Annotated in this window: 13 protein-coding genes and 1 pseudogene; 2 read left to right on the forward strand and 12 right to left on the reverse strand. The window is 74.7% G+C overall.

Going from position 1 to position 12,854, the window contains the following annotated elements; all coding sequences use genetic code 11:
* On the forward strand, positions 1-277 hold a 277-nt coding region (locus tag HGCM_RS13745), incomplete at its 5' end, for a hypothetical protein (protein ID WP_246119461.1).
* Positions 278-300: 23 nt separating this feature from the next.
* Here the strand turns inward: HGCM_RS13745 and HGCM_RS13750 are convergent.
* The 7 genes from HGCM_RS13750 to hisD form a co-directional block, all read right to left on the reverse strand.
* Positions 301-921, reverse strand: a complete 621-nt coding sequence (locus HGCM_RS13750) for an SseB family protein (RefSeq protein ID WP_019137412.1) — start codon at positions 919-921, stop codon at positions 301-303.
* Between the two features lie 101 nt (positions 922-1,022).
* The gene (priA, locus tag HGCM_RS13755; protein ID WP_019137413.1) at positions 1,023-1,802 is read right to left on the reverse strand and encodes a bifunctional 1-(5-phosphoribosyl)-5-((5-phosphoribosylamino)methylideneamino)imidazole-4-carboxamide isomerase/phosphoribosylanthranilate isomerase PriA; all 780 of its coding nucleotides are present in this window, start codon (positions 1,800-1,802) and stop codon (positions 1,023-1,025) included.
* A gap of 26 nt (positions 1,803-1,828) precedes the next feature.
* On the reverse strand, positions 1,829-2,473 hold the full coding sequence (gene hisH, locus HGCM_RS13760) for an imidazole glycerol phosphate synthase subunit HisH (protein ID WP_019137414.1): 645 nt from the start codon (positions 2,471-2,473) through the stop codon (positions 1,829-1,831).
* A 62-nt stretch (positions 2,474-2,535) separates the two neighbouring features.
* Complete coding sequence (locus tag HGCM_RS13765; protein ID WP_019137415.1) at positions 2,536-3,069, reverse strand: hypothetical protein; 534 nt, start codon at positions 3,067-3,069, stop codon at positions 2,536-2,538.
* Positions 3,066-3,683: an imidazoleglycerol-phosphate dehydratase HisB gene (gene hisB, locus HGCM_RS13770; protein WP_019137416.1), complete on the reverse strand. Its 618-nt coding sequence runs from the start codon at positions 3,681-3,683 to the stop codon at positions 3,066-3,068. The genes HGCM_RS13765 and hisB overlap by 4 nt, the downstream gene beginning before the upstream one ends.
* The gene (locus HGCM_RS13775; protein ID WP_019137417.1) at positions 3,680-4,792 is read right to left on the reverse strand and encodes a histidinol-phosphate transaminase; all 1,113 of its coding nucleotides are present in this window, start codon (positions 4,790-4,792) and stop codon (positions 3,680-3,682) included. Before HGCM_RS13775 ends, hisB begins: the two co-directional genes overlap by 4 nt.
* Positions 4,793-4,897: 105 nt before the next feature.
* Entirely contained in the window at positions 4,898-6,220 is a 1,323-nt protein-coding gene (gene hisD / locus HGCM_RS13780) for a histidinol dehydrogenase (RefSeq protein WP_019137418.1), read from the reverse strand.
* Positions 6,221-6,299: 79 nt separating this feature from the next.
* On the opposite strand from hisD, the gene HGCM_RS13785 reads away from it, so the two are divergent.
* Positions 6,300-6,506, forward strand: a complete 207-nt coding sequence (locus HGCM_RS13785; protein ID WP_019137419.1) for an RNA-binding S4 domain-containing protein — start codon at positions 6,300-6,302, stop codon at positions 6,504-6,506.
* A gap of 47 nt (positions 6,507-6,553) precedes the next feature.
* Here HGCM_RS13785 and dnaE read toward each other — a convergent pair whose 3' ends face one another.
* From dnaE to HGCM_RS18345, 5 genes and pseudogenes are all read right to left on the reverse strand, one after another.
* On the reverse strand, positions 6,554-10,099 hold the full coding sequence (gene dnaE / locus HGCM_RS13790; protein WP_019137420.1) for a DNA polymerase III subunit alpha: 3,546 nt from the start codon (positions 10,097-10,099) through the stop codon (positions 6,554-6,556).
* 87 nt (positions 10,100-10,186) lie between these two features.
* Positions 10,187-11,125 carry an RluA family pseudouridine synthase gene (locus HGCM_RS13795; RefSeq protein WP_019137421.1) on the reverse strand — a complete coding sequence of 313 codons (939 nt, stop codon included), beginning with the start codon at positions 11,123-11,125 and terminating at the stop codon, positions 10,187-10,189.
* A gap of 4 nt (positions 11,126-11,129) precedes the next feature.
* Entirely contained in the window at positions 11,130-11,774 is a 645-nt protein-coding gene (gene lspA / locus HGCM_RS13800; RefSeq protein ID WP_019137422.1) for a signal peptidase II, read from the reverse strand.
* 20 nt (positions 11,775-11,794) lie between these two features.
* Positions 11,795-12,265 (reverse strand): TraR/DksA family transcriptional regulator, encoded by a 471-nt coding sequence (locus HGCM_RS13805; protein WP_019137423.1) that lies wholly within the window; start codon positions 12,263-12,265, stop codon positions 11,795-11,797.
* 156 nt (positions 12,266-12,421) lie between these two features.
* Positions 12,422-12,854, reverse strand: a pseudogene (locus HGCM_RS18345) (DivIVA domain-containing protein); the annotation flags it as partial.

The raw sequence follows: 12,854 nt of genomic DNA on the forward strand, positions 1-12,854 counted from the left end.
CGAGCGGTCACCGGCGCCTGCGCGGGGACGGCACCGGCTCCGGGCACGGCGGCGGCGGGGGTACGGGACGCGCGTCAAGCCGGTCGGCGTGTTCGTCGTCGACGACGAGGGCGTGCACTGGCAGCCGGCGCTCGACCTCAACCGCGTGATCCTGGGCGGGCAGGTCGTCGGCGCGACGGCGCTGGCGCTGGGCGCCGTGGCGTGGGCGGTCGCCGGCATCGCGCGGGCCGTGAGCGGGGCCGCCGCCTCGGTGAGCGAGGCCGTCGCGTCGCGCTGACGGCGCCGGAACCGGCCGGCGGGTCAGCCCGCCGGCCGGACCCGCAGCTCGACCGAGTCCACGCGCTCGGCGACCACGTCGTCGGCCGCGAGGACGGCGTTGACGCGCGCGAGCACGTCGTCCAGCCCGGCGCGGTCCAGACCGGGCGGCAGCGCGACGGCGACGCAGACCTCGGCGCGGCGGCCGGCCTCGACGTGCGCGTCCGCCACGCCGGCGACGGCGCGCACCCGGGCGGCGACAGCCGCCACCTCGGGGTCGACGACGCCGTCGAGCACGGCGGGACGCCACGGCTCCTGGCGGGCCAGCGCCCACACGGCCGGACGGGGCAGCAGCGCGGTGGCAGGCCCCGCGGGGTCCACCACGACGAGCTCCCACCCCTCCTGCACCGCCGAGAGCGCCGCGCGAGCGGCGTCGGCGGGCACGGGCCGGGCGTCGGGCCGCCAGCGCGTCATCGTCTCGACCGACGAGAAGACGGGCAGCGCCGTGCGCCCGTCCGGCGCCCGCAGCGCCACGACCCCGGCGGAGGCCTCCTTGTCGACGGTGTGGGCGTGACCGCCGTGCTCGACGACCTCGGCGGCCTCGAGCTCCGCGAGCACCGGCACCAGCACCCGCGCGCCGGCGAGCGCCCCGACGACGTCCCGCACCGGCCCGCCGCCCGCGTGAGCCGCGAGGGCGCGCGCGAGCGCGGGGTCCGCGCTGCCGTCGTCGCCCGCGAACGGGGACGACGGGGGCAGCTCGCGCCCGCTCAGGGCCGGCCCGCGACGTCGAGCGCCTCGGGCAGCGTGAACGCACCCGCGTAGAGCGCCTTGCCGACGATCGCCCCCTCGACGCCGACCGGGACCAGGGTGCGCAGCACGCGCAGGTCGTCGAGGCTCGAGACGCCGCCCGACGCGACGACCGGCGCGGACGTGCGCCCGCACACCTCGCGCAGCAGCTCGACGTTCGGGCCGCGCAGCGTGCCGTCCTTGGTGACGTCCGTGAGCACGTAGCGCGCGCACCCGGCGTCGTCGAGGCGCGCGAGCACCTCCCACAGGTCGCCGCCGTCGCGCGTCCAGCCGCGCGCCGCGAGCGTCGTGCCGCGCACGTCGAGCCCCACGGCGACCTGCGCGCCGAAGCGCGCGATCGCGTCGGCGGTCCACTCCGGGTCCTCGAGCGCCGCGGTGCCGAGGTTGACCCGCGTCGCGCCCGTGCCGAGCGCCCGCTCCAGCGACGCGTCGTCGCGGATGCCGCCCGACAGCTCCACCCGGACGCCACGCTCGACGAGCGCCGCGGTGACGTCCGCGAGCTGCGCGGCGTTGCTGCCCCGACCGAACGCCGCGTCGAGGTCGACCAGGTGCACCCACTGCGCCCCGCCCTGCTGCCAGTCGAGCGCGGCGGCCAGGGGGTCGCCGTAGCCCGTCTCCGAGCCGGCCTCGCCCTGGACGAGCCGGACGGCCTGGCCGTCGGCGACGTCGACGGCCGGCAGCAGCTCGAGCGCCGGGCCGTCGGCGGGCGCGGTGGGGTGGCTGGACGAGGTGGTGGTCACCAGGTGTTCTCCGTGCTCGGGGCGCGTCAGCGCAGCGTGTCGACCCAGTGGCGCAGCAGCTGGGCGCCGGCGTCGCCGGACTTCTCGGGGTGGAACTGCGTCGCGGCGAGGGGGCCGTTCTCGACGGCGGCGACGAACCGCTCGCCGTGCTCGGCCCAGGTCACGAGCGGCGGGCGCAGGGGTGAGTCCTGCTGGACGTCGAGCGGGAGGTCGCGCGCGGCGTACGAGTGCACGAAGTAGAAGCGCTCGTCCTCCAGGCCGGCGAACAGAGTCGAGCCCTCCGGCGGCTGCACGGTGGCCCAGCCCATGTGCGGCACGACGGGCGCCTCGAGGCGGTCGACCACGCCGGGCCACTCCCCCAGGCCCGCGGTGCGCTCGCCGTGCTCGACACCCTCGGCGAACATGACCTGCATCCCGACGCAGATGCCGAGCACCGGCCGCCCGCCCGCGAGCCGGCGGTCGACCACCTGGTCGCCGCGCACCGCGCGCAGGCCCGCCATGCACGCCGCGAACGCCCCCACGCCGGGCACGACGAGACCGTCGGCCTCCATGGCGGCGTCGTGGTCGGCCGTCAGCTCGACCTGCGCACCGACGCGCTCGAGCGCGCGGACGGCGGACCGGACGTTGCCGAAGCCGTAGTCCAGGACGACGACGGAGGGCTGGGAGGGCACGCGTCCAGGCTACCCAGCCGCGCGGGCCGCCCGTGCACGCGCCCGGGTCGCGAGACCCGGGGTCAGCGCCGCGGCCGGCTCGACGCCAGCAGCCGCATGGCCCGCCAGCGCGACATGCCGACGCTCGAGACGACGCCCTCGAGCTCCGCCGGCCGCACCGAGCCGAGCAGGAGGTCCTCCAGCGCCGCGGGCGAGTCCGACAGCACGAGGCCCGGCGGCACCGTGCCCTGCGCGGCGCCCTCCGCCCAGCGCGTGGCGGAGATCTGCTCCTCGCGCCGCTCCATCAGCACGACCGGCACGGCCCGCAGCAGCTGGGAGATCGCCTGCGCGCCGGCCGCGCCGGTGGCCGGGTCGCGCAGCACCGCGACGGCGCCCACCGGGGTCGGGACGACGTCCACGTCGACCTTGGCGAGCGCACAGGCGGCGGCGAGCGCCGCCGGGACCGCGACCTGCGTGAGCACGAGCGCGACCGTCGGCACGTCCTCGTCCGCCAGGAGCGCCGACGCGTCGTCGGGGACCTGCAGGCCGTCGGGCAGGGGCGCGTCGTCCGGACCGGCCTGGTCCTCCGCGCGCGGGTCGTCCGGCGCCGCGCTCACAGCGCCCCCTTCGTCGACGGGATCCCCTCGACGCGCGGGTCGGGCTGGACCGCGAACCGCAGGGCCCGGGCGAGGGCCTTGAACTGCGCCTCGACGATGTGGTGCGGGTCCCGCCCCTCCAGCACGCGCACGTGGATGCTGAAGGCGGCGTGGTGCGCGATCGACTCGAGCACGTGGCGGGTCAGCGAGCCCGTGAAGTGCCCGCCGATGAGGTGGTACTCCTGCCCGGGCGGCTCGCCCGTGTGGACGAGGTACGGCCGGCCGGAGACGTCGACGACCGCCTGGGCGAGCGCCTCGTCGAGGGGCACCGTCGCGTCGCCGAAGCGCGAGATGCCGCGCTTGTCACCCAGCGCCTCGCGCAGCGCCTCGCCGATGCAGATCGCGACGTCCTCGACGGTGTGGTGCGCGTCGATGTGCGTGTCGCCCGTGGCCCGGACGGTGAGGTCGATGAGCGAGTGCTTCCCGAGCGCCGTCAGCATGTGGTCGTAGAACGGGACCGTCGTCGAGATCTCGGTCCGACCCGTCCCGTCGAGGTCCAGCTCGACGACCACGCTCGACTCGCTCGTCGTGCGCTCGACACGCGCCGTGCGCGCGCCCGCCTTCGCAGGGCTCACAGTCCCGCCACCTCCACCAGGGCGTCCCGGAACGCCGCCGTCTCCTGCGGGGTGCCGACCGACACCCGCAACCATCCCTCGGGCCCGACCTCGCGGATCAGCACCCCTCGGTCGAGCAGACCCTGCCAGACCGCGCGCCGGTCGTCGAACAGGCCGAACAGCACGAAGTTCGCGTCGGACTCGGCGACGGTGAGCCCGCGCTCGCGCAGCCAGACGACCAGGGCGTCGCGCTCCTCGCGCAGCGAGCCGACCTGCGCCATGAGCTCGTCGCTGTGGGCCAGCGCGGCGCGCGCGACGGCCTGCGTGACGGCCGACAGGTGGTACGGCAGCCGCACGACCCGCAGCGCGTCGACGAGGCGCGCGCTCGCCGCGAGGTAGCCCACGCGGGCGCCGGCGAGGCCGAACGCCTTCGACATCGTGCGGGTGACCGCCAGGTGCGGGTGACCGGCGAGGAGCTCGAGCGCCGACGGCGTGCCACGGCGCCGGAACTCGCCGTACGCCTCGTCGACGACCACGACGCACCCGCCGGGCACCTGCGCCGCGGCGTCGAGCACCGCCTCGACCGTCGCGGCGGGCAGCGCGGTCCCCGTCGGGTTGTTCGGGCTGGCCAGCAGCACGACCGACGGACGGTGCTCCGCGACCGCCGCGCGGGCCGCGTCCGGGTCGAGGCTGAAGTCGTCCTCGCGGCGGCCGGCGACCCAGCCGGTCGAGGTGTCCCGCGCGTACTCGGGGTACATCGAGTACGTCGGCGCGAAGGACAGCACCGTGCGCCCCGGCCCGCCGAACGCCTGCAGGAGGTGGAGCATGATCTCGTTCGAGCCGTTGGCCGCCCACACCTGCTCGGGAGCGAGGTCGACGCCCGACTCGACACGGAGGTAGGCCGCGAGGTCGGCGCGCAGCGCGAGGAACTCGCGGTCGGGGTACCGGTTGAGGCCGTGCGCGGCCTCGGCCACCGCCGACGCGATGTCGGCCACGACCTGCTCCGACGGCGGGTAGGGGTTCTCGTTGACGTTCAGCAGCACGGGCACGTCGAGCTGCGGGGCCCCGTACGGCTCCAGCCCGGCGAGCTCGGGGCGCACCGGCAGGGCGGGTGCGAGGTCGGCGGTCACCGGTCGATTCTACGGACCGCGACCGGACGGCCGGGGCGGCGTCCGCCCACCGGCCGCGCGGCGCCCGCGCGCCGGCCGGTCGCTCCCGCCCCGACGGGGGCCGGCTCAGAACCGCGCCTGGACCGCCTCGGCGTGGGCGGGCAGACCCTCGGCCTGCGCGAGCGCGACGATCCGCCCCGCGACCGCCTGGAGCGCGTCGGCGTCGTACTCGACGACCTGCACCGCGCGCACGAACGAGTGCACGCCCAGGCCGCTCGCGTAGTGCGCGCAGCCGCCCGTCGGCAGGACGTGGTTGGAGCCGGCCATGTAGTCGCCCAGCGACACGGGCGACCACGGCCCGACGAAGATCGCGCCCGCGCTGGTCACGCGGTCGGCGAGCGCCGAGGCGCCCTGTGCCTGGATCTCCAGGTGCTCGGCGCCGTACGCGTTGACCACCTCGAGGCCGGCCGTCAGGTCGTCGACGAGGACGATCGCGGACTGCGAGCCGTCGAGCGCCGTGCGCACGCGGTCGCGGTTCGGCGTCGCGTCGACGCGGTCGACGAGCTTGGCCTCGACCGCCCCCGCGAGCTCGACGCTCGGCGTCACGAGCACCGCGGCCGCCAGCGGGTCGTGCTCCGCCTGCGAGATGAGGTCGGCCGCGACGTGGACGGGGTCGGCCGTCCCGTCGGCGAGGATCGCGATCTCGGTCGGTCCCGCCTCGGCGTCGATCCCGACGACGCCGCGGACCAGGCGCTTCGCCGCCGCGACGTACACGTTGCCCGGGCCCGTCACGACGTCGACCGGCTCGCACAGGGTCTCGCCGTCCTGCGGCTCGCTGCCCACGGCGCCGTAGGCGAACATCGCCACCGCCTGCGCACCGCCCGCGGCGTACACCTCGTCGACCCCGAGCAGCGCGCACGTCGCCAGCACGACGGGGTCGGGCAGCCCCGCGCGGTCCCGCTGCGGCGGCGACGCGACGGCGAGCGACGCCACGCCGGCCTCCTGCGCGGCCACGACGTTCATCACCACGGACGACGGGTACACGGCCAGCCCGCCCGGGACGTAGAGGCCCACCCGCCGGACCGGCACCCAGCGCTGGCGCACCTGAGCGCCGGGCGCGAGCTCGACCGCGAAGCCCTCGGGGACCTGCGCGGCGTGCACCCGGCGGACCCGGCGCACCGTCTCGTCCAGCGCGTCCCGCAGCTGCGGGTCCAGCGCGGCCAGCGCGTCGGCGAGCGCCTGCGCGGGCACCCGCAGGTGCTCGGGGCGCACGCCGTCGAAGCGCTCGGCCAGGTCCCGCAGCTCGGCCGCGCCGCGCACGCGCACGCCGTGCACGATCGGCGCCACCGCCTCGGCGGCGTGCTCGACGTCCACCTCCGCCCGCGGGAGCGTCTCGAGCAGCTCCCGGCGCGACAGGGTCCGGCCTCGCAGGTCGATTCGGCTGATCACGTGCCCGAGTCTAGGCGCGGCGACGCCGCGCGACCGGGGCCGTCCGCCGCCGGCGCCGTCCGGCTGGGAGACTGGGGCCATGACCGACCGCGACCCCATCCGCCTCGGGCAGTTCCTCAAGCTCGTCGACGTCGCCGACACCGGCGGCGAGGCCCGCGCGCTCCTCGAGGACGGCGCCGTGCGCGTCAACGGCGAGGACGAGCAGCGCCGCGGGCGGCAGCTGCGACCCGGCGACGAGGTCGCCGTCGACCTGCCCACCGGCGTGCGCACCTTCCTGGTCCGCTGACGGGCCGGCCGGCCGGCCGACCGCCCGCCGACCGCGACCCGCGGCGCTCAGGCGGACAGGCAGCTCGGGCCGAGGAGCGCCTTGAGGTCGCCGAAGAGGGAGGGTGAGCGCTCGACGCGCAGGCCGTCGTCGAGCCGCATGACCGTGGCCCGGCCGGGACTGGTCAGCCGCAGGTGCACCTCCGTCACGCCCGGGTGGGTCGACAGCACCTCGCGCAGCCGCTCGACGAGCGGGGGCGTGCACCGTGCCGCCGCGAGCGACACCACCACGGGGGCGTCCACGGCCTGCGACACGTCCGGGAGGCTCACCTCCATGGCCTGCAGCGACATCGTCTCCTCGCGGCGGCGCACGCGGCCCCGCACGACGACGATCGCGTCCTCCGCGAGGACGGTCGAGTACGCGAGGTACGTCTCGCCGAAGAAGGCGACCTCCAGCGAGCCCTCCATGTCCTCGAGCGTGATCATCGCCCAGGGGTTGCCCTGCTTGGACATCTTGCGCTGCAGCGACGTCACGAGACCGGCGAGCACCACCGTCGAGCCGTCGGGGCGCGCCTCGTCCGCCAGCAGCGTCGCGATGGAGACGTCCGCGGACGCGGCGAGCACGTGCTCGATGCCGGACAGCGGGTGGTCGGAGACGTAGAGGCCGAGCATCTCCCGCTCGAACGCGAGGCGCTGCTTCTTGTCCCAGTCCGGCAGGTCCGGGATCGTCACGGAGAAGCCGACGGCGTCGTCGTCGCCGCCCAGGTCGGCGAACAGGTCGAACTGCCCCTCCGCCTCCTTCCGCTTGACGCCGATCACCGCGTCGACCGCCTGCTCGTGCACCAGCAGCAGCGCGCGGCGCGGGTGGCCCAGCGAGTCGAACGCGCCCGCCTTGATGAGCGACTCGATCGTCCGCTTGTTGCAGACCACGGCCGGCACCTTGTCCAGGAAGTCGGTGAACGACGTGAACGCGCCCTTCTCCTCGCGCGTCCGGACGATCGCGTCGACGACGTTCGCGCCGACGTTGCGCACCGCCGTCAGGCCGAACCGCACGTCGGTGCCGACCGCCGTGAAGTTCGCGGACGACTCGTTGACGTCCGGGGGCAGCACCGTGATGCCCATGTGCCGGCACTCGCCGAGGTAGAGCGCCGACTTGTCCTTGTCGTCGCGCACGCTCGTGAGCAGGGCGGCCATGTACTCGGTCGGGTAGTTCGCCTTGAGGTACGCCGTCCAGTACGAGACGAGCCCGTACCCGGCCGAGTGCGCCTTGTTGAACGCGTAGCCGGCGAACGGGACGAGCGTGTCCCACACCGCCTGGATCGCCGGGTCGGAGTAGCCCCGCTCGCGCATGCCCGCCTGGAAGGGCACGAACTCCTTGTCGAGGATCTCCTTCTTCTTCTTGCCCATCGCGCGGCGCAGCAGGTCGGCCTGGCCGAGCGAGTACCCGGCGAGGATCTGGGCTGCCTTCTGGACCTGCTCCTGGTAGACGATCAGGCCGTAGGTCTCGTCGAGCACCTCCGCGAGCGGCTCCGCCAGCTCGGGGTGGATCGGCTCGATCTTCTGCAGCCCGTTCTTGCGCAGCGCGTAGTTCGTGTGCGAGTTCATGCCCATCGGGCCGGGGCGGTACAGCGCGATGACGGCGGAGATGTCCTCGAAGTTGTCCGGGCGCATCTGGCGCAGCAGGGCGCGCATCGGCCCGCCGTCGAGCTGGAACACGCCCAGGGTGTCGCCGCGCGCCAGCAGCTCGTACGTCGGCTTGTCGTCGAGCGGGACCTTCTCGATCTCGACGGGGTCCTTGCCGTTCATCACGATGTTCTCGAGCGCGTCGTCGAGGATCGTGAGGTTCCGCAGCCCGAGGAAGTCCATCTTGATGAGGCCGAGGCCCTCGGACGTCGGGTAGTCGAACTGCGTGATGATCGCGCCGTCCTGCGGGCGGCGCATGATCGGGATGATGTCGATCAGCGGCTCGCTGGACATGATGACGCCGGCCGCGTGGACGCCCCACTGGCGCTTCAGGCCCTCGATGCCGCGGGCGAGCTCGACGACGCGCTGCGCCTCCGGGTCCACGTCGTGCAGCTGGCGGAACTCCGCGGCCTCCGCGTACCGCTCGTGCTGGGGGTCGAAGATGCCCGACAGCGGGATGTCCTTGCCCATCACGGCCGGGGGCATCGCCTTGGTGAGCTTCTCCCCCATCGCGAACGGGAACCCCAGCAGCCGCGCCGAGTCCTTGAGGGCCTGCTTGGCCTTGATGGTGCCGTAGGTGACGATCTGCGCGACGCGGTCGTCGCCGTACTTGTCCGTCACGTACCGGATGACCTCGGCGCGCCGGCGCTCGTCGAAGTCGACGTCGACGTCGGGCATCGACACGCGCTCGGGGTTGAGGAACCGCTCGAAGATGAGCCCGTGCTCGATCGGGTCCAGCTCGGTGATGCCCATGAGGTACGACGCCATCGAGCCCGCCGCCGAGCCGCGCCCCGGCCCGACGCGGATGCCCTGGTCCTTCGCCCAGTTGATGAAGTCGGCGACCACGAGGAAGTACCCCGGGAAGCCCATCTGGACGATGACCTCGCTCTCGTACTGCGCCTGCTTGCGCGACGCGTCCGGGACGCCGTCGGGGTAGCGGCGGTGCAGCCCGCGCTCGACCTCCTTGACGAACCAGCTCGTCTCGTCCTCGCCCTCGGGCACGGGGTAGCGCGGCATGTAGTTCGCACCCGTGGGGAACGAGACCTCGCACTGCTCGGCGACGCGCAGCGTGTTGTCGCAGGCCTCCGGCAGCTCCGCGAACACGCGGCGCATCTGCTCGGCCGACTTCACGTAGTAGCCGGTGCCGTCGAACTTGAACCGGTCGGGGTCGTCGAGCGTCGAGCCCGAGTTGATCGCGAGCAGCGCCTCCTGGCTCGACGCGTCCTCCTCGCGGACGTAGTGCAGGTCGTTCGTCGCGAGCAGCGGCGCACCGATCGCCTCCGCGAGCCTCAGGAGGTCCTTCGTGACCCGGGTCTCGATCTCGATCCCGTGGTCCATGAGCTCGACGTAGAAGTAGTCCTTGCCGAAGATGTCCTGCAGCTCGCCGGCCACGCGGACCGCCTCGTCCCACTGGCCGAGCCGCAGGCGCGTCTGGATCTCGCCGGACGGGCAGCCCGAGGTCGCGATGAGGCCCTCGGAGTAGGTCTGCAGCAGCTCGCGGTCCATGCGTGGCCACTTGCCCATCTGCCCCTCGAGCGACGCGAGCGAGGACGCGCGCATGAGGTTGTGCAGCCCGGTGTTGTCACGGGCCAGCAGCGTCATGTGCGTGTACGCGCCGCGCGCCGAGACGTCGTCGGCCTCCTGGCCCTGCTGGCCGAACCGCACGCGGGTCTGGTCGAACCGGCTGGTGCCCGGCGTGACGTACGCCTCGATGCCGATGATCGGCTTGATGCCCGCCGCGGTGGCCTTCGACCAGAAGTCGAACGCGCCGAACAGGTAGCCGTGGTCCGTCGTCGCGACGGCCGTCTGGCCGAGCCGCTGGACCTCGGCGAACAGGTCGGGCAGGCGGGCGGCGCCGTCCAGCATCGAGTACTCGGTGTGGACGTGGAGGTGGACGAAGTCGGAGCCTGTCGTTCCTCCAGCCGCTGCCATGCGGGCGATCCTACGTCGGCCCTGCGACACCCCCGGCCGGCCGTCGTCGTGTGTCGGCGGGTCCGCCGGCGACACGCCGGGAGGGGGTCAGCGCCAGCCCGCGGCGAGGGCCTCGAGCGCGTGCTCGAGGTCCGCCGGGTACTCGCTCGTCACCTCGAGCCACTCCCCGGTCGTCGGCTGCGCGAAGCCCAGCCGCACCGCGTGCAGCCATTGGCGCGACAGGCCGACGCGGCTCGCCAGTGCGGGGTCGGCGCCGTAGGTGAGGTCCCCGACGCACGGGTGGCGCAGCGCCGAGAAGTGCACCCGGATCTGGTGGGTGCGGCCGGTCTCGAGGTGGACCTCGACGAGCGAGGCGGCCGGCAGCATCTCGAGCACCTCGTAGTGCGTCACCGACGGCTTGCCGTCCGCGACCACCGCGAACTTCCAGTCGGCGGAGGGGTGCCGCCCGATCGGGGCGTCGATCGTCCCGGTCGTGGGGTCGGGGTGGCCCTGCACCAGCGCGTGGTACACCTTCTCGACCGTGCGCTCCTTGAAGGCGCGCTTGAGCACCGTGTAGGCGTGCTCGCTCTTCGCCACGACCATGAGCCCCGACGTGCCGACGTCGAGGCGGTGGACGACGCCCTGCCGCTCGGCCGCGCCGGACGTCGAGATCCGGTACCCGGCCGCGGCCAGCCCGCCGACGACCGTCGGTCCGGTCCAGCCGGGCGACGGGTGGGCCGCGACGCCGACGGGCTTGTCGACGACGACCACGTCGTCGTCCTCGTACGCGACGCGCATGCCCGGCACGGGCTCCGCCACGACCTCGACCGCCGCCGCCGGCGCGACGTCGGGGAGCTCGACCTCGAGCCACCCGCCCGCCGCCAGACGGTCGGACTTGCCGAGCTCGCGCCCGTCCAGCCGGACGCCGCCGCCGGCGGCGATCTCGGCGGCCCGCGTGCGGGACAGGCCGAGCAGACGCGCGAGCGCCGCGTCGACGCGCTCGCCGGCCAGCCCGTCCGGGACGGGCAGCGACCGGACCTCCGTCACCGCGTCACCGGTCCTCGTCCGCCGCCGGGGCGGCCGGGGCCTCGCCCTCCGGCCCCGCGCCGTCGCGGGTCCCGTCGAGGCGCTCGCCCCGCACCACGGCCAGCACCAGCAGGACCGCCGCCACGACGATCGCGATGTCCGCGACGTTGCCGACGAACCAGTCGGCGTAGGCGATGAAGTCGACGACGTGCCCCCGTGCGAACCCGGGGTCACGCGCGAACCGGTCGACGAGGTTGCCGATCGCGCCGCCGAGCAGCAGGCCGAGGGCGACCGCCCACAGCGTGGAGCCGATGCGCCGCGCCGCGCGGGCGACCACGACGACGACGCCGGTGGCCACGAGGGTCAGCACCCACGTCATGCCCGTCGCGATGGACAGCGCCGCGCCGGGGTTGAAGACGAGCTGGAGCCCCAGCAGGTCACCGAGCACGCTCACCCGCTCCGACTCGGACAGCGTGCGCAGGGCCCAGGCCTTGGTCAGCTGGTCGAGGACGACGACCACGACGGCGAGCGAGACCAGCAGCGTGAGCGCCCGACGGCGACGCGCGCCCCCCGCGCCCACGGCCGCCTCGGGCGCCGTCGTGGCGGCGTCGGCGGGGACGGCGCCGCTCGCGGGCGGCAGGCCGGAGGAGGCGTCGGGCTGGGAGTGCACCGGTGGAGTCTACGGGCGCGTCAGCGCCGCTCCTCGCGCTGCTTGCACTCCACGCACAGCGTCGCGCGGGGGAACGCCTGCAGGCGCGCCTTCCCGATCGCCTTGCCGCAGGACTCGCAGGTGCTGAACGTCCCGGCGGAGATCCGCGCGAGCGCACGCTGCGTCTGGCCGAGCATGTCGCGCGTGTTGTTGACGAGCGTCAGCTCCTGCTCGCGCTCGAGGGCCGACGAGCCCGAGTCGGCCTGGTCATCGCCCGCGCCGTCGCCGGAGTTGCGCAGCAGGTCGGACAGCTCGGCGTCCGCGGCCACCAGCTCGCCGGTGAGCCGGTCGATGTCCGCCGTGAGCTCGTCGGCGATGTCGCGCACCTCGCGCACGCTCCACGGCTTCTCGCCGTCGCGCACCACGAGCTGCTTGACGAGCCGCGTGAGCTCCTTGGTGTCGGTAGTGAGGCTGGTCAGCGACCCGCCCACCACCGTCTGGTCGTTCGACACTGGATCCCCCGTCCCCTCGGGTCACGGAACTGTAGGCGCGTGCAGTTCCGCACACAACACGCCACGCCCGAGGGCGTGGCGTGCTGCGGAGGACGACGCGTGGACCGGACCGTCGGCGGGCGGGCTGGAGCCTGCCGCCGGTGCGGTCCGGCGAGGCTAGATGTTGTGAGCGTCCCCGACGGGCTGAGCCTGACCGGACGAGCGCGGCGGCAGCGCGTTGCCGCGGTTCTCCACGTCGGCGAGCAGGTTCTCGAGGTAGCTCTTGAGTCGCGTGCGGTAGTCACGCTCGAACAGGCGCAGCTCGTCGATCTTGCGCTCGAGGAGCGAGCGCTCCTGCTCGAGCTGGCCGAGCGTGCGCTGCGACGTCTCCTCCGCCTCGCGCACGATGCGGTTGGCCTGCGACTTGGCCTCGCCGATGAGCCGCTCGGACTCCTCCTGGCCGCTGCGCACGTAGTCGTCGTGCAGCTTCTGCGCGAGCGCCAGCATGCCGGTCGCCGACTCGGGCTCGCTCGCCCGGACGGGCGCGCCGACCGGCTCCTGCACCACCGGCGCCGGCACCGGGGCCGCCGCGACGGGCGCGGGGGCCGGC

Source organism: Cellulomonas massiliensis JC225 (assembly GCF_000312005.1).
Lineage (GTDB): Bacteria > Actinomycetota > Actinomycetes > Actinomycetales > Cellulomonadaceae > Cellulomonas > Cellulomonas massiliensis.